Below are 15,905 nucleotides of genomic sequence, written 5' to 3' on the forward strand. Positions count from 1 at the left end.
TAACTCTTGAAGAAACCGGGCCGACCCTCAACGGTCCCAGGAACGACGAGCGGCCGCGACTTGGGCGAGGACGTGCTGGAGCACCTCGCTGCCCGGCGGAACCCGCGAGGGGTCGTAGGTCCACGTGTGCCCGACCCACGGGTCGGCAAGGTGGTCGTCGGGCACCGGTGTGAGCCGGAGCAGCGACCGCCACAGCGGGTCGAGCAACGGCCCGTAGGCGTCGGCGTCCTCCCGGTCGGCGACCAGCATGAGGTGCACGCCGACGGCCGGGCCCTCGTCCGCGAGGTAGCGCAGCTGGGTCACCGCACGGTCGTCGAATCCATGCGGGAAGTCGTTGACGATCAGCAGCTGCTCGGCCGGGTCGAGATCGGGCGGCAGCGAGTCGGCCGCACCGCCCCGGATGGCCATCTGCACCAGATCGACGCGCTGTGTCAGCCGGGACAGCACGTCGTTCACCCCCGCGGCGCCGACGGCGGGCGGGCCGGCGAGTACCCCGGTGCTCACGAGCGGCATGAGGGCCGCGGCCGCCGAGCCCGCCGCATCGATGACGTGCACGGTGTATTCGCCCGCCGGATAGACGGCGAGCAGCCGGGCCGCGTGAGTCACGGCCGTGTCCATGGCGAGGCGGCGCAGTTCGGCGGAGTCCGCGATCGAACCGTCGAAGGAGCCGGTGCGGCCGCTGTCGATCCACAGACCGCGCTCCAGTGGCAGCCGCACCAGCATGGGGATGCTCAGGCCGGCGCTCTCGGGCAGATGCAGATCGCCCAGGCGCAGAGCCATGGGGATCTCCATCGGCACCCGGTAGCCGTGCCAGGCGGGGTTGTCCCAGCGCGCGAACGCGGGCGGCAGCGCGGGCTCGACGACCTCGGCCTCGGCGGTGAGCTGGGCGAGGTCGCGGTCGAGTGCCTGCCTGGCCCGGTCGATCAACTCGGCGTGCTTGGCGCGGGCCGCCTCGCGGGCGGCGTCACCCTGCCCGCCGATCCGGCTGCGCGGGTCGGACAGGACCTTGTCGAGCTCCTGCTCCATGCGCGACTCGGCGAAGTCGACCGCGCTGCGGTACGCGGCGGCGGTGCGGGCCAGGTCCTCGAACATGCCCCACACCTGGTTGTACAGGCGCTCCTCCATGGACCAGCCGGTCGCGTCGCCCGCCACGGGCTGAGCGGGCTGCCCCGGCTGGGCCGGGGGCGCGGTCGGCGGGGGCGCAGGCGGCGCGGCCGCCTGGCGGCCCGGGTGGCTGTAGTCGACGGGGCCGCCGGCTCCGGGCCCACCGGGCTGCGTGACGGCGGACGGGTCCGTCGGTGCGGACGCCGCGGGGCGCCCGGGCTGCGGCCCTCCGGGGCCGGGGCCTGGGCCTGGCGCCGTGGATCCCTGCCCGCCGGAGTGCCCGTGCTGCGGTGATACCTGGTCGGGCGCGCTTTGGGACGTCGATCCGCTCTGGTCCTGGCCCCGCGTGGGTGCGGGGGCGTGCCGCGGGTGGTCGCCCTCGGCCGTGCGCGGCGGCGGGGCGGCCACCGAGCGCGCCAGGCCCTGGACGACCGCTTCGTTGATGCCGCCCGCGAGCTGGTGGGCCTGGGGCAGGCCCTGGTCGGCGAGAAGCTCGGCGAGGCCGCCCGCGTATCCCTGGCCCACGGCGCGTACCTTCCAGGCGCCCTGCCTGCGGTAGAGCTCGAGTGCGACGACGGCCGACTCGGCGTCGAGCCCCGTGACCGTGTAGCTGGCGACCTCGGAGCCGTCGAGTCCGGTGACCGCGACGAAGGGTGCGGCAACGGCGCCGAACCGGACCGGACCACCCACTCCGGAGGGCAGGGCGAGCAGCACACTGACCCGGTGCACGGTCCCCGGCAGGGCGTCCAGGTCGCACGCGAGCCGGTGATCGGCCGCCGCCTGCTTGGACACCTCTATGCCGGGCAGAGTGGGTGAGCCCGGATGTGCCACCCACTCGACACCCTGCACCTTGCCCTGCTCGTCGCTGAGCGTGGCCCCGGCCACGATCGGCTTGCCGGCCGACACCCGGATCTCAAGTCGGGCCTGGGAGAGCGGGTGGTTCTGCCCCCGGACCAGCTCAGCCGTCATCGCCTTCGTTCCCCCTGTGTACTTCGAGATACTTCGCGCGCCGGGCGCGGTGCTGTCTACAGGTGCGGCAGGATCGCCGGCATCAGATCCTGGAAGGTACGGCCGTTGGCCGGCGTACCCAGGGCGGTCATCTGCCAGCCCGCGCCGGCGCGGTGGACCTTCGCCATGATCTGCGCGGTGTACTGCCCGCCGCCGGCCAGGGTGTAGCGGGCGAGCTCCTGGCCGTTGGTCTCGTCGACCAGACGGCAGAACGCGTCCTGCACCTCCTGGAACGTCTGGCCCGTGAACGAGTTCACGGTGAAGACGATCTGGTCGATGTGGACCGGGATGCGCGCGAGGTCGACGAGGATCGCTTCGTCGTCGCCGCCCTGGCCCACACCGCCGACGAGGTTGTCACCGGTGTGCCGCACGGAGCCGTCGTCGCTGACGAGGTGACGGAAGAACACCACGTCGACCGGCTGCTTGTCCGCGAACAGCACGGCGGACGCGTCGAGGTCGATCTCGCGGGTACGGGTACCGAACAGGCCACGTCGCGGGGCTGCCTGCCAGCCGAGCCCCATGCGCACCGCGGTCAGCGTGCCTCCGTCGTTCTTCTGCAGACTGATGGCCTGACCCTTGGTCATGTTGACCGTCACGCGCTGTTCCCCTCTCGAACCGACTGTCCCCTGTTGCCGCAGAATCCTGCGGTTGACCAGCAACCCTACGCAGGGCCACTGACAGCGCCGAAGACTGGTGCACACTTTGTGTCGGTCTTGCAACACAGCGACGCGGCCCGGGGTCAGGCGATACCGGCTTCCTTCATCTGCCGCAGCTCCTTCTTCATCTCCGAGACCTCGTCACGCAGCCGTGCGGCGATCTCGAACTGCAGGTCCGCGGCGGCCACGCGCATCCGTGCCGTCATCTCCTCGATCTGCTCCGCGAGTTCCGCCGCGGGACGGTCGGTCGGCACGGTTTCCTTGCCCTTGCCCTTGGCGGACCTGGTTGCCTTGTCCGCCTTCGACCCCAGTGCGGGCACGGGTGCCTTCGCACTCTTGCCGTCCTTCGACTGGCGATAGCCGGAGCCGAGCAGCTGCTCCGTGTCGACGTCCTCGCGGGCGATCTGCGCCACGATGTCGTTGATCTTCTTACGGAGGGGCTGCGGGTCGATGCCCCGCTCCGTGTTGTACGCGACCTGCTTCTCCCGGCGGCGGTTGGTCTCGTCGATGGCCTTCTCCATCGCCGGGGTGACCGTGTCGGCGTACATGTGGACCTGGCCGGACACATTGCGTGCCGCGCGGCCGATGGTCTGGATCAGGGAGGTGCCCGAGCGCAGGAAGCCCTGCTTGTCCGCGTCGAGAATCGACACCAGGGAGACCTCGGGCAGGTCGAGGCCCTCCCTGAGGAGATTGATGCCGACGAGGACGTCGAACTCACCGGAGCGCAGCTCACGCAGCAGTTCGACCCGGCGCAGGGTGTCGACGTCACTGTGCAGGTAGCGGACCTGGATGCCCATTTCGAGGAAGTAGTCGGTGAGGTCCTCGGCCATCTTCTTGGTGAGCGTGGTGACCAGGACGCGCTCGTCCTTCTCGGTGCGCTTGCGGATCTCGTGCACCAGGTCGTCGATCTGTCCCTCGGTGGGCTTGACCACGACCTCGGGGTCGATGAGGCCGGTGGGGCGGATGATCTGCTCGACGAAGCCGTCCCCGCGCGAGAGCTCGTACTTGCCCGGTGTCGCCGACAGATAGACGGCCTGGCCGATGCGCTCCTGGAACTCCTCCCACTTCAGGGGACGGTTGTCCAGTGCGGAGGGCAGCCGGAAGCCGTGGTCGACGAGGGTGCGCTTGCGGGAGGCGTCGCCCTCGTACATGGCACCGATCTGGGGCACCGTGACGTGCGACTCGTCGATGACGAGCAGGAAGTCGTCCGGGAAGTAGTCGAGCAGCGTGTTCGGCGGGGAGCCGGTCTCGCGGCCGTCGAAGTGCATCGAGTAGTTCTCGACACCGGAGCAGGAGCCGATCTGGCGGAGCATCTCCAGGTCGTACGTCGTGCGCATGCGCAGTCGCTGGGCCTCCAGGAGCTTGCCCTGCTTCTCCAGCTCGGTCAGCCGCTCGCCCAGCTCCTTCTCGATGTCGTTGGCGGCACGCTCCAGGCGCTCGGGCCCCGCGACGTAGTGGGTGGCCGGGAAGATGTACAGCTGCTGGTCGTCGCTGATGATCTCGCCGGTGAGCGGGTGCAGCGTGGAGAGGGCCTCGATCTCGTCACCGAACATCTCGATGCGGACGGCCAGCTCCTCGTAGACCGGGAAGATCTCGATGGTGTCGCCGCGGACGCGGAAGGTGCCTCGACTGAAGGCCACGTCGTTGCGCGTGTACTGGATGTCCACGAAGCGGCGGAGCAGGTCGTCACGGTCGATCTCGTCGCCGACCTTGAGGTTGACCATGCGGTCCACGTACTCCTGCGGCGTGCCCAGGCCGTAGATGCAGGAGACCGAGGCGACCACGACGACGTCGCGGCGGGTGAGCAGCGAGTTGGTCGCGGAGTGCCGCAGGCGCTCCACCTCCTCATTGATCGAGGAGTCCTTCTCGATGTAGGTGTCCGACTGGGGGACGTAGGCCTCGGGCTGGTAGTAGTCGTAGTACGAGACGAAGTACTCGACCGCGTTGTTCGGCAGCAGTTCGCGGAATTCGTTCGCCAGCTGGGCGGCCAGCGTCTTGTTCGGCGCCATCACGAGGGTGGGGCGCTGAAGCTTCTCGATCATCCACGCGGTGGTCGCGGACTTGCCGGTGCCGGTCGCGCCGAGAAGGACGACATCCTTCTCACCTGCGAGGATACGCCGCTCAAGGTCGGCGATGGCAGCGGGCTGGTCGCCGCTGGGCTGGTAGGAACTGACGACCTCGAAAGGCGCCACCGTGCGTTCGATCTTGGATACGGGCCGCATGGAGTCAACCGTACGACCCCGCACTGACAACGGGCCCGCATCACCGGTTCTGCGGGGTGCGGGAGCCCTCGTGGTGTCGGGAGCGCGGGCCGGGCACGTGTCGGCGACCGGTGTGCTGGACCGTGTGGGCCGGGATGCCGGGCTTCTGCTCGGCGGGGCTCCAGTCGGGCTTGCCCATGACCATCAGCGGGTCGAACATCACGACGACGCCGGCCAGCAGCAGGAAGGCCAGGGGGCCGATCATCAGGGGCGCCAGCAGGCTCGCGGGCGAGTCCCCGGACGGAATGCTGGTGGCGCCGTGCAGATGGACGCTGAGAGCGGCCATCCCCATGTAGTGCATGCCGCTGACGGCGAGGCCCATGACGAGGCTCGCACCCACGCTCCACAGGAAGCCGCGGACCTGTGCCGCCGCCCATAGGGCCGCGATCGCGGCGGCGACGGCTATGACGACCGAGGCGGCGACGGTGAAGGTGTTGTACTCGAGCTTCCCGTTCAGACGCATTCCGGCCATACCCAGATAGTGCATCGAAGCGACGCCCAGACCGGTGATGGTGCCCCCTGTGAACAGGGCTGTTCCGGAGGCGCCCCGGTATCCGACGATGAAGATCCCGATGCCGACCATGACGATCGCGACGCCGAGGCTCGCGAAGGTCATCAGCCTGTCGTAGTGGATCGGGGTCTCCTTCACGGAGAACCCCATCATCGCGATGAAGTGCATGGTCCAGATGCCGGAGCCGATCGCCGCCGAGCCGAGCGCGAGCCAGCCGGGGCGCCAGGAACGGGTGACGAGCATCGACCTCGTGGTGCAGCGCAGGCCGAGTGCTCCACCGAGGCAGGCCATCAGGTACGCCACCACCGGCGTGACGAGTCCGTAGCTGAATCCGTCGACCGTGCCCTGCATGCGCGGTTGCCCTTCCGCCCTGTTACATCCCGGAATTCCGTGAAATGCCCCCGTCCCGGCATCGCCGCGGTGACCAGGGTTGTCGCAGAGAGTATGACTCCCACCGGAACGCTCGAACGATTTTCCGGCAAAGAATCACCGTCTTGCCCCAGTTGTGCGGCACGCGTGATCGAACTTGAGCAACTCCATTCAATTTGTGGCCATCCTGTACCCCCCTATTGTTGACCCCCTGCTGTCACTCTGGGACCGTCCGTGATCGCAGACGCAAGGAGTCCGCATGCAAGCGCGCGCTGCCGCCGCCACGACCACCGCGCTCCTGGGAGCCGCCGTCGTTCTCCCCATCCCCACCGCTCACGCAGACGTGAGGGACGACCAGCCTCTGGTCGTCGCTCATCGCGGAGCTTCGGCCCAAGCCCCCGAGAACACGCTCGCCGCCATCGACAAGGCGGCCCGCCTCGGATTCCGCTGGGTCGAGAACGACGTCCAGCGCACCAAGGACGGCCGACTCGTCGTGATCCACGACGACAGCCTGGCCCGCACGACCGATGTCGAGGAGGTCTTCCCCGAACGGGCTCCCTGGAAGGTGAACGACTTCACCGCCGCGGAGATCGCGCGCCTGGACGCGGGCAGCTGGTTCAGCCCGCGTTACAAGGGGGCGCGCGTACCGACGCTGAAGCAGTACATGAACCGGGTCTCGCACAACCACCAGAAGCTCGTCCTCGAGATCAAGAACCCCGCACTGTACCCGGGCATCGAACGGGAGACCCTCAAAGTCCTCAGCAACGAAGGCTGGCTGGGCCCGGCCCACGTGCGGAACAAGCTGGTGATCCAGAGCTTCGCCGCGGACAGTATCCGTACCGTGCACGCACTGCGGCCCGACATCAAGACCGGCTTCCTGGGCACTCCGTCGGTCGCGGAGCTGCCCGCGTACGCGCAGTTCGCCGACCAGATCAACTCGTCGCACACGACGATCTCCCTCGGTTATGTCGCCGCGATCCACGCGCTCGAAGGACCGCACGGCAAACCCCTGGAGATCCTCACCTGGACCGTCGACACCGCGGAAGCCACCCGGCGTGTCGCGGGCTTCGGTGTGGACGGCGTCATCACGAACAAGCCGGACGTGGTGCGGAAGGCTCTGCACGAAGGCTGAGCGGTCCTGGTCTACAGACCGTCGCCGGTGGCGCGGACGCTCGCACGCGTCCGCGCCACCGGCGTTGTCAGTGGTCCGCCGTACCGTGGAGCGCATGAACAGCCATGGGCAGAACGAGCAGCGGGTGGCGTGGGCTGTCGTCGACAGCGGCATCGGTCCGCTGCTGCTGGCGGCGACCGGTGAGGGCCTGGTCAGCGTCGCCTTCCACGCCACGGACGCGGTGCGCGACAAGACGCTCGAGCGGCTCGGGTCCCGGTTCGGCACCGAGCCCCTCGAAGCACCGCAGTTCCCGCTGCTGGCCGAGGCGATACGTCAGTTCTCGGCGTACTTCGCGGGTGAGCGCCAGGACTTCGAACTGCCGCTGGACTGGTCCCTGATCTCCGGATTCAACCGCCAGGTGCTGCGCGAGCTGGCGTCCGGCGTTCCGTACGGGGCGGTGGTGGGCTACGGCGACCTGGCGCGGCGGGTCGGCCGACCGGGGGCAGCACAGGCGGTGGGGACGGCCATGGGAGCCAATCCGCTGCCGGTCGTCGTGCCGTGCCACCGCGTCGTGGAGAGCGACGGTGGCATCGGCGGGTTCGGGGGCGGCCTGGAGACCAAGCGAAAGCTGCTGGCGCTGGAGGGCGTGCTGCCCGAGCCGCTGTTCTGAACAACTCCTTACTCTCAAGGGCACGGGAGTGTCCTGGATTCAGCCGGATTCAGGGCGAGGGGACGCGAGAACGAGGGGGAGACTGCGCTATGACCACGGCCGACTTCACTCGTGTGCACGTGTCCGGCCCGGGGCGGTCCGTAGATCCGGGCGGCGCGTTCGCCGGCGGTTTCCTCGCTCGGGCGTGTTCGCGGTGACCGCCGTCGAGCGGCCGGTCGCCGTGCCTTTCGACGTGGCCGGACTGCCGGCGCTGCGCCGCCGGACGTTCGCCGTGCTCATCGCCAGTCAGATCCTCGGCGGGCTCGGCGTGGCCACGGGTATCGCGCTCGCCGTGGTCCTGGCCCAGGAAGTCGCCGGTACCGAATCGCTCGCCGGGCTCGCGCCCACCGCGACCGTCACCGGGACGGCGGTGCTTTCCGTGCCGCTGGCCGCGCTGATGACCGCGCGCGGCCGTCGGCCGGGTCTCGTCCTGGCCTACCTCATCGGAGCGTTGGGGGCGGGGGTCGTCGTGGTCGGGGCGGCCGTGGGCAGCTTCCCCCTGCTGCTGGCCGGCATGGCGGGTTTCGGCGCGGCCTCGTCGGCGAACCTGCAGGCACGGTTCGCGGCCGCCGATCTGGCCGAGCCGAAACGGCGGGCCCGAGCCATCTCGAACGTCGTTTGGGCCACGACGATCGGCGCGGTCCTCGGCCCCAACATCGCCGCACCCGCGGGCCGCAGTGTTTCCGGGATCGGCATACCGGAGGCGGCCGGCCCCTTCCTTTGGGCGGCCGGGGTCTTTCTCATATCGGCGCTGCTGGTCGCGGTGCTGCTGCGGCCCGATCCGCTGCTCACCGCCCGCGCGCTGGCGCCGGTCGAGGAGCAGTCCCCCGCAGCGCGCTCCATCAGAGCGGGGGCGGCGGCCGTCCGGGCGTCCCCGCGTGCGCGGCTGGCACTGGTGACGGTGGCCGTGTCGCACACGGCGATGGTGTCGGTCATGTCGATGACACCGTTGGACCTCGGCCATCACGGTGCGGGCATCGATCTGATCGGGCTGGTCATCAGCATCCACATCGCGGGGATGTACGCGTTCTCACCCCTGATGGGCCGGCTGGCCGACCGGTTCGGGCGGCTCTCGGTGATCGGTCTGGCCGTGGCACTGCTGGCCTGCGCCGCGCTCCTCGCGGGTACCGCCGGCGCCGACCACGGACAGACCGCCGCCGGACTCTTCCTGCTGGGCCTCGGCTGGTCCGCGGGTCTCGTCTCCGGCTCCGCGCTCCTGACCGACTCCGTACCCCAGCCCGCGCGTGCTGCCGCGCAGGGGCTCTCCGACCTGACCATGAACACATCGGCGGGGCTCGGCGGGGCCGCCGCGGGCCTCGTCGTCGCGCAGGCGAGCTACGGCTGGCTGAACCTCGTCGCCGCCTGTCTGCTGCTGCCGCTCGGCGCGCTGACGCTGTTCACCCGGGTCAGGCGCTCCCGGCCGTGACGTGCCCACCGGGGCCCGCGCGAAGGCTGGCCGGAACGGTGCGGCGGTAGCAGACTCCGCCATGCGCACAGCCACTGGCATCCGAAGGCACGGGGGCCGAAGGGACGGCGATCACGCATGAGTGGGAACAGGGCAGTCGCATACCTCAAGCCGGGCGCGGTGGAAGTCAGGACCATCGACTACCCGACGCTGGAGTTGCCGGACGGGCCGGGGGTGGCCTCGGCGAACATCGGCCGCAAGTGCCGCCACGGCGTCATCCTGAAAGTACTCGCCAGCAACATCTGCGGCAGCGATCAGCACATGGTCCGCGGCCGTACGAGCGCACCCGAGGGGCTCGTCCTCGGGCACGAAATCACCGGAGAGGTCCTCGAGCGGGGCCCGGACGTCGAGTTCGTCGAAGTCGGGGACATCGTCTCGGTGCCCTTCAACATCGCCTGCGGGCGGTGCCGCAACTGCAAGGACCGTAAGACGGGCATCTGCCTGAACGTCAATCCGGCCCGTCCCGGAGCGGCTTACGGCTATGTCGACATGGGCGGCTGGATCGGTGGCCAGGCGGAGTACACCATGATCCCGTATGCGGACTTCAACCTGCTGCGGTTCCCGGACCGGGACCAGGCACGCGAGAAGCTGCTCGACCTGACCATGCTCTCGGACATCTTCCCGACGGGCTTCCACGGGGCGGTGACAGCGGGTGCCGAGGTCGGCTCGACGGTGTACGTGGCCGGTGCGGGGCCGGTGGGTCTCGCCGCCGCGGCGTCGGCGCAGTTGCTCGGCGCGGCCGTCGTCATCGTCGGTGACCTCAATGCCGAACGTCTCGCACAGGCCCGGAGTTTCGGCTGCGAGACGGTCGACGTCAGCCAGGGCGACGTGGGCGAGCAGATCGAGCAGCTCCTGGGCGAGCCGGAAGTGGACGCGGCCGTCGACGCGGTCGGCTTCGAGGCGCGGGCCCACGGCCCCGACGCCCCGGAGGCACCCGCCACGGTTCTCAACTCGTTGATGGGTCTTACCCGCGCGGGCGGCTCGCTGGGCATACCGGGCCTGTACGTCACGGACGATCCCGGCGGGGTCGACCAGGACGCGCGGACCGGGACACTCAAGGTGCGGCTCGGTCTGGGGTGGGCGAAGAGCCACCGCTTCACGACAGGCCAGTGTCCGGTGATGCAGTATCACCGGGGGCTGATGAAGGCCATCCTCCACGAGCGGGTACACATCGCCAGGGCCGTCAACGCGACGGTGATCGGCCTGGAGGACGCACCGCGCGGCTACGCCGAGTTCGACCAGGGCGCCAGCCGTAAGTACGTCCTCGATCCGCATGGAGCGCTGAACGGGATACGGCCCCTCTGAGAAGCCGGGCCGAGCGAAAAGGGGTGTCCACGCGCGCGTGGACACCCCTTTCCCAGGCTCCCGGGCCGGCCGGCACCCGTGGTGGCGGTGTCTGAGAACTACTCGTAGTGCCGGGCCTCGAAGATGTTTCCGTCCGGGTCCCGGAAGTAGAAGCTCCGCCTGGCCTTCCCCCGGGCGCCGAAGGCGTCGTACGTGAAGTCCGAGAGAGGCACGGCGCGTTCCTCCAGGCGGGCACGGAGCGCGTCGAATTCCTCGGCCCCGAGCGAGAGGCATACGTGGTTGACCGGGTGGCCCGCGCTGTCGGCGGCGCCGGGGACCATATCCATGCCCGCGGCCAACGTCAGGGGTGCGAGGTCGAAGATCGTCTCCTCGTTGAGGCGTACGGAGGGGAACGACGCCTTTCCCGCGGCGAACTCGGTGACCCTGATGGGTTCGAGGCCCACTGCCTTCTCGTAGAAATCGGCCGAGGCGACGGGGTCGCGTACCCAGAGGACGACGTGGTCAAGACGTGCCGAGTTGTCGGTCATGACCTCAGGCTGCTGCCCTCTTTGCGGGAGGCGCAAGGGTTTGGCCTGGCGTGTCGCCCGCCAGGGATGAGGGGAGAACCGACAGACAGGAGGCGCGCGTGCTGGTGGTGTCCGAAGAGGTTCGCGAGGCGCTCGCCACGGGGCGGCCCGTGGTGGCGCTGGAATCCACGATCATCGCGCACGGGCTGCCCCGTCCGCGCAATCTCCAGGTCGCGCTGGAACTGGAGGACGTCGTACGCCAGGAGGGCGCCGTTCCCGCGACGATCGCCGTGCTCGACGGGCAGCCGCATGTGGGCCTCGGCAAAGGGCAGGTGGAGCGGGTCGCCAACGAGGACGGCATCCGCAAGCTGGGACATCGCGATCTGCCGCTGGCTGTCGCCGCCGGCGTCAGCGGGGCGACCACGGTGTCGGCGACGGCACTGCTGGCCGAGCAGGCGGGTGTACGGGTGTTCGCGACGGGCGGCCTCGGGGGCGTACACCGGCAGTGGACGGCGACGCAGGACGAGTCCGCCGACCTGGGGCTCCTCGCGCGCACCCGGATCACGGTGGTGTGCGCGGGGGTGAAGTCGATCCTGGACGTGCCGGCGACCCTGCAACGCCTGGAGACGCTGGGCGTCGCGGTCGCCGGATACGGCACGGCGCACTTCCCCGGCTTCTATCTGTCGGACTCGGGGCACCCGGTGGACTGGACGCTGGAGTCGCCGGGCGAGGTCGCGGCTGTCATGCGCGCGCAGGACGCTCTGGACGGACCGGAGTCGGCACTGATCGTCGCCAATCCCGTGCCCGAGGCACAGCAGCTGGATCCCGCCCTGCACGCGCGTGTGCTCGCCGACGCGCTGCAGGCGTGCGAGGCGCAGGGCGTGAGCGGCCAGGCGGTCACGCCGTTCCTGCTCGACCACCTGGTACGCCACACCGACGGCGCGTCACTGGACGCCAATCTGGCGGCGGTACGCGGCAACGTACGGCTCGCGGGGCGGATCGCGGCGGCCTGGGCACAGGCATGACACGGGCGAGCGTCCCCGGCGGGGCTCTCCTGGTCGTCGGTGACGTCATCACGGATGTCGTCGCGCGCCATCGCGGGCCGCTCGCTCCAGGCACCGACACGGCCGCCACCGTCCGGAGCGTGCCGGGCGGCGCGGGCGCCAATGTCGCGTGCTGGGCGGCCCGTCAGGGTGGACCGGAGGTGCGGTTCCTCGGCCGGGTGGGCGCGGACTCGGCCGCCTGGCACGAGCGGGAACTGGTGGCTTCCGGAGTGCGCCCCCTCCTGGTCGCCGACCCGCGGGCGCCGACAGGGACGGTGATCTGCCTGGTGGACACGGACGCCGCGGCGGAACGCACCTTCCTCACGGACAGCGGTGCGTCCCTTCGCCTGGACGCCGACGACTGGACGCCGGAACTGCTCGACGGTGTCGCCTGGCTGCATCTGTCGGGCTATCTGTTCTTCTCCGAGCCCTCCCGGGCCCTGGTGGCGATGGCGGTGGAGTCGGCACGCGCGCGTGGAGTGCCCGTGAGTGTGGATCCCGCCTCGACGGGGTTTCTCGCCGAGCTGGGCGTGGACCGGTTCCTCTCGCTCGCCCAGGAGGCCGACGTCCTCCTGCCGAGCCGGGACGAAGCCCGCCTGCTGACAGGTCTGTCCGATACGGCGGACGCGGCGGCCGAGTTGAGCCGCCACATTCCCCTGGTGGTGGTCAAGCAGGGCGATGCCGGAGCCCTCGTCGCCAAGGCGGGCGCGATCCGGGCCCGGGTGCCGGCACAACCGGCAGCACCCGTCGACACCACGGGTGCCGGCGACGCCTTCACCGGAGCCTTCCTGGCCGCGCTGCTCGCCGGCGGCCGACCGGAGGAGGCGGCCGCCGAGGGGTGCCGAGCCGGGGCCCGGGCAGTGGAGCAGGTGGGCGGGAGGCCGGAGAGAAGGACCTAGCCCGGCCGGGCACTACACCTTGCGTCCCCACGCCGAGATCAGCGGTGCCGTGACGAGGCCCATCCCGCCCGCGGCCACGTTCGCCAGGTGGCGGTCGATGTCCTGGCCGGTGACGAGGTCCGTCGCGACGAGCTGTTCGCGGGCCTGCCCGACCGTCTCGGACTCGAGCGCCCCGCAGGCGGGCGAGGTGAGCTGGAAGTACGCTTCGGCCTCGACCTGGCGCAGTCCGGCCTCACGGAGCAGCCGGGGAAGCTGTCGCCCGTACGCGAGTTCGGTACCACGTTCGGCGAGCACGTCGCGCATCGCATGGCGCACCCGGTTGGCCAGTTGCTGCTCGGGGCCACCCTCGTCCGGGCAGGCCAGCGGCTGCAGTGTGGGATCGGCGTCCTCGACCAGAAGCCGTCCGCCGGGCCGCAGCGCCCTGACCATCGTGCGCAACGCGCGCTCCCTGTCCGGCACATGAGCGAGGACGAGCCGGGCGTGCACGAGGTCGAAGCCCTCCCCCGGCGGCTCGTCGGCGCCCACGTCGTGGACGCGCAGTTGAATCGGCGGGCGGACGGCCAGGGACGCCCAGGAGGTGTCGAGGTCGGTCGCGAGGACCCTGCCGGTGGGCCCGACCTTCTTGGCGAGCCAGGACACCACTGACATGCCGCCCGCGCCCACTTCCCAGCAGCGCCAGCCGGAACCGATGCCGGACCGTTCGATGTGCCGGAACGTCGTGGGGTCGAAGAGAGCGGCGAGGGCGTCGAATCCCTGCCCCGCCTCGGACTGGCGGTTGTCGAGGAGGTATCCATCGGTTCGCGTCATGCGCCGATCATCCCATTTGTCTGGCTTTTCCTTGGCTGTCGACGCTCCCGGCCCGAGCGCGTCGCGCTGGACGAATACGCGCCACCAAGACCGCGCTCTCACCCGATTCACACCGGTCCGCACCCGATCCGAACCCGGTTCGCCGCTCGGTCCGCACTCGGCTGGACGGGCGGTTCCGGAGCGGAATGCTCCGTTCCCCCAGGCTTGGCCGGCCGCCCGGAGGATCCTGGCAGACTGGCCGCGGCAAGGCGCAGAGTGCGGCGCGAGGAGATCCACGCGAGGAGATGCCAGATGTCCATGGCAGGGAACCTGCGGAAGGTCACGGGCCTGAGCAGGGTCGGCGGCCTCCGCAAGGTGGCACGACTGACACGACGGCGCGCCCGTGTCGATCTGAGCCATCCCGCCCGGTCACCGCTGGGCTCCGCGGTGGTGAACTGCGTGGCGTACGAGGAAGGGAACAGGGTCCCCGCCGGCCGCGATCTGGCCGAGACGGTGGAGCGGGTTCGCAAGGCCGACGGCGGTTTCGTCTGGCTCGGACTGCACGAACCGACCGAGGCGGAGTTCGCGGGCATCGCCGAACTCTTCGACCTGCACCCGCTGGCGGTCGAGGACGCGGTGGACGCCCACCAGCGCCCGAAGCTGGAGCGGTACGGCGAAACGCTGTTCGCGGTGTTCAAGACGGTCTGCTACGTCGAACACTCCGAACTGACATCGACCAGCGAGGTGGTGAACACCGGCGAGATCATGGTGTTCGTCGGCCGGGACTTCGTGGTGACCGTGCGGCACGGGCGGCACGGTTCGCTGGGTCCTCTGCGTGAAGAACTCGAGGCCGACCCCCAGCAGCTCACCAAGGGACCGGCCGCCGTACTGCACGCGATCGCGGACCACGTGGTGGACGACTATCTGAACGTCACGGCCTCCGTGCAGGAGGATATCGACGAGGTCGAGACGGCCGTGTTCGCGGCGGACGGCGCGCGGGCCGACCCCGGGCACATCTACCAGCTCAAGCGTGAACTCCTTGAGCTGAAGCGGGCGGTGGTCCCGCTGAGCCGGCCCATCACGGATCTCGCCACACGGCCGATACGGGTGATCGACCCGGAGATACAGGCCTACTTCCGGGACGTCTCCGACCACCTGCTGCGGGCGGCCGAGCAGATAGCCGCGTTCGACGAACTGCTCAACTCGATCCTGCAGGCCCATCTGGCCCAGGTGAGCGTGGCTCAGAACGAGGACATGCGGAAGATCACGGCGTGGGCGGCGCTGATCGCCGTGCCCACGATGGTCTGCGGTGTCTACGGCATGAACTTCGACCACATGCCGGAGCTGCACTGGAGACTCGGGTACCCCTTGGCGGTCGGCGTGATCGCCGTCGCGTGCTTCACCCTCTACCGGGGCTTCAAGCGGAACGGCTGGCTGTAGCGCCGCGGTGCCGGGGAGGCCGCGGTGCCGGGGAGCTGGCGACAGCGGGCTCCGGACGTCGGGTCAGCCTGTCCACGCCGGATGGCGCGGGTCGTCCGCCCGCACCAGGACATCGGCCGTGTCGCCAGGAGCCGTCTCACTCTCGTACCGCTCGTACGCGGGGAGCGTCCAGTGCTCGTCCTCGGGTGTACGGCGGCGCAGGGCGGCCGGTGAGAGGCGTACATGGACGGTGAGGTCGAACGGGAACCAGTGGTGCAGAAGCAGCGGCCCGTGCAACAACAGCATGCCGCCGGGAGGGAGTCGCGTGTACGGGCTGCGGGTGGCGCGGTCGGTGGCCGGGTCCCGGAGGTCGGGCAGGACACGGCCGTCACCGCCGGGTTCCAGCGGGCCGAAGACCTCCCGCCACAGGGCGCCGGTGTCGAACCAGCCGTCGTAGTACGTCTCCACGTCCTGGCGGCCGTACTCGAACCGAAGGGAGGCGGGCCTCAGATAGCCCTCCGTGCCGACGACCAGGGCGGGGCGGCCACGTGGGCGAAGGGCTTCGGCGACGCGTCCGGCCAGGTCGCCCGGGCGGGCGGCCGGGGCCCCGTCGAAGGCGATGCGCGGCCAGGGGCTGCCGTCGGCCGGCCGCAGGTCGAGCGCGCGCTCGGCGATGAGGTCGCCGAGCCGGTCCCAGGTGATCGCTTCGAGTCGCACACGGCCCATGATGCCGCGCGGGCGCACACGGACGAC

The 15,905-nt window shown here is 70.3% G+C and carries 14 protein-coding genes; 7 read left to right on the top strand and 7 right to left on the bottom strand.

Annotated elements, in window-relative coordinates:
- Positions 1 to 27: 27 nt before the first annotated feature.
- The 4 genes from AB0D14_RS02135 to AB0D14_RS02150 form a co-directional block, all read right to left on the bottom strand.
- Entirely contained in the window at positions 28 to 2,073 is a 2,046-nt protein-coding gene (locus AB0D14_RS02135) for a TerD family protein (protein ID WP_362773370.1), read from the bottom strand.
- 56 nt (positions 2,074 to 2,129) lie between these two features.
- Complete coding sequence (locus AB0D14_RS02140) at positions 2,130 to 2,708, bottom strand: TerD family protein (protein ID WP_362773372.1); 579 nt, start codon at positions 2,706 to 2,708, stop codon at positions 2,130 to 2,132.
- A 143-nt stretch (positions 2,709 to 2,851) separates the two neighbouring features.
- Positions 2,852 to 4,990: an excinuclease ABC subunit UvrB gene (gene uvrB / locus AB0D14_RS02145; protein ID WP_362773374.1), complete on the bottom strand. Its 2,139-nt coding sequence runs from the start codon at positions 4,988 to 4,990 to the stop codon at positions 2,852 to 2,854.
- A gap of 40 nt (positions 4,991 to 5,030) precedes the next feature.
- Positions 5,031 to 5,891 carry an MHYT domain-containing protein gene (locus AB0D14_RS02150; protein ID WP_362773377.1) on the bottom strand — a complete coding sequence of 287 codons (861 nt, stop codon included), beginning with the start codon at positions 5,889 to 5,891 and terminating at the stop codon, positions 5,031 to 5,033.
- Positions 5,892 to 6,168: 277 nt separating this feature from the next.
- Between AB0D14_RS02150 and AB0D14_RS02155 the strand changes: the two genes are divergently transcribed.
- The 4 genes from AB0D14_RS02155 to fdhA all read left to right on the top strand — a co-directional run bounded on the left by AB0D14_RS02155 (position 6,169) and on the right by fdhA (position 10,499).
- Positions 6,169 to 7,041 (top strand): glycerophosphodiester phosphodiesterase family protein, encoded by an 873-nt coding sequence (locus tag AB0D14_RS02155; RefSeq protein WP_362773380.1) that lies wholly within the window; start codon positions 6,169 to 6,171, stop codon positions 7,039 to 7,041.
- 94 nt (positions 7,042 to 7,135) lie between these two features.
- Positions 7,136 to 7,690: a methylated-DNA--[protein]-cysteine S-methyltransferase gene (locus tag AB0D14_RS02160; RefSeq protein WP_362773382.1), complete on the top strand. Its 555-nt coding sequence runs from the start codon at positions 7,136 to 7,138 to the stop codon at positions 7,688 to 7,690.
- Positions 7,691 to 7,883: 193 nt separating this feature from the next.
- The gene (locus tag AB0D14_RS02165; RefSeq protein WP_362773898.1) at positions 7,884 to 9,155 is read left to right on the top strand and encodes an MFS transporter; all 1,272 of its coding nucleotides are present in this window, start codon (positions 7,884 to 7,886) and stop codon (positions 9,153 to 9,155) included.
- 117 nt (positions 9,156 to 9,272) lie between these two features.
- Positions 9,273 to 10,499, top strand: a complete 1,227-nt coding sequence (gene fdhA, locus AB0D14_RS02170; protein WP_362773385.1) for a formaldehyde dehydrogenase, glutathione-independent — start codon at positions 9,273 to 9,275, stop codon at positions 10,497 to 10,499.
- A gap of 98 nt (positions 10,500 to 10,597) precedes the next feature.
- Here fdhA and AB0D14_RS02175 read toward each other — a convergent pair whose 3' ends face one another.
- Positions 10,598 to 11,026: a VOC family protein gene (locus AB0D14_RS02175; RefSeq protein WP_362773387.1), complete on the bottom strand. Its 429-nt coding sequence runs from the start codon at positions 11,024 to 11,026 to the stop codon at positions 10,598 to 10,600.
- A gap of 98 nt (positions 11,027 to 11,124) precedes the next feature.
- On the opposite strand from AB0D14_RS02175, the gene AB0D14_RS02180 reads away from it, so the two are divergent.
- Positions 11,125 to 12,030, top strand: a complete 906-nt coding sequence (locus AB0D14_RS02180; RefSeq protein ID WP_362773390.1) for a pseudouridine-5'-phosphate glycosidase — start codon at positions 11,125 to 11,127, stop codon at positions 12,028 to 12,030.
- Positions 12,027 to 12,947, top strand: coding sequence for a sugar kinase (locus AB0D14_RS02185; RefSeq protein ID WP_362773393.1), 921 nt, complete (start codon positions 12,027 to 12,029; stop codon positions 12,945 to 12,947). The genes AB0D14_RS02180 and AB0D14_RS02185 overlap by 4 nt, the downstream gene beginning before the upstream one ends.
- A 12-nt stretch (positions 12,948 to 12,959) precedes the next feature.
- Here AB0D14_RS02185 and AB0D14_RS02190 read toward each other — a convergent pair whose 3' ends face one another.
- Positions 12,960 to 13,754 (bottom strand): methyltransferase domain-containing protein, encoded by a 795-nt coding sequence (locus AB0D14_RS02190; RefSeq protein ID WP_362773396.1) that lies wholly within the window; start codon positions 13,752 to 13,754, stop codon positions 12,960 to 12,962.
- Positions 13,755 to 14,045: 291 nt separating this feature from the next.
- On the opposite strand from AB0D14_RS02190, the gene AB0D14_RS02195 reads away from it, so the two are divergent.
- Positions 14,046 to 15,173 (top strand): magnesium and cobalt transport protein CorA, encoded by a 1,128-nt coding sequence (locus AB0D14_RS02195; protein ID WP_362773398.1) that lies wholly within the window; start codon positions 14,046 to 14,048, stop codon positions 15,171 to 15,173.
- Positions 15,174 to 15,236: 63 nt separating this feature from the next.
- Here the strand turns inward: AB0D14_RS02195 and AB0D14_RS02200 are convergent, their stop codons facing one another.
- On the bottom strand, positions 15,237 to 15,878 hold the full coding sequence (locus tag AB0D14_RS02200) for a uridine kinase (RefSeq protein WP_362773401.1): 642 nt from the start codon (positions 15,876 to 15,878) through the stop codon (positions 15,237 to 15,239).
- Positions 15,879 to 15,905 lie beyond the last annotated feature (27 nt).

Source organism: Streptomyces sp. NPDC048484 (assembly GCF_040651415.1).
In the GTDB taxonomy this organism is placed as follows: domain Bacteria; phylum Actinomycetota; class Actinomycetes; order Streptomycetales; family Streptomycetaceae; genus Streptomyces.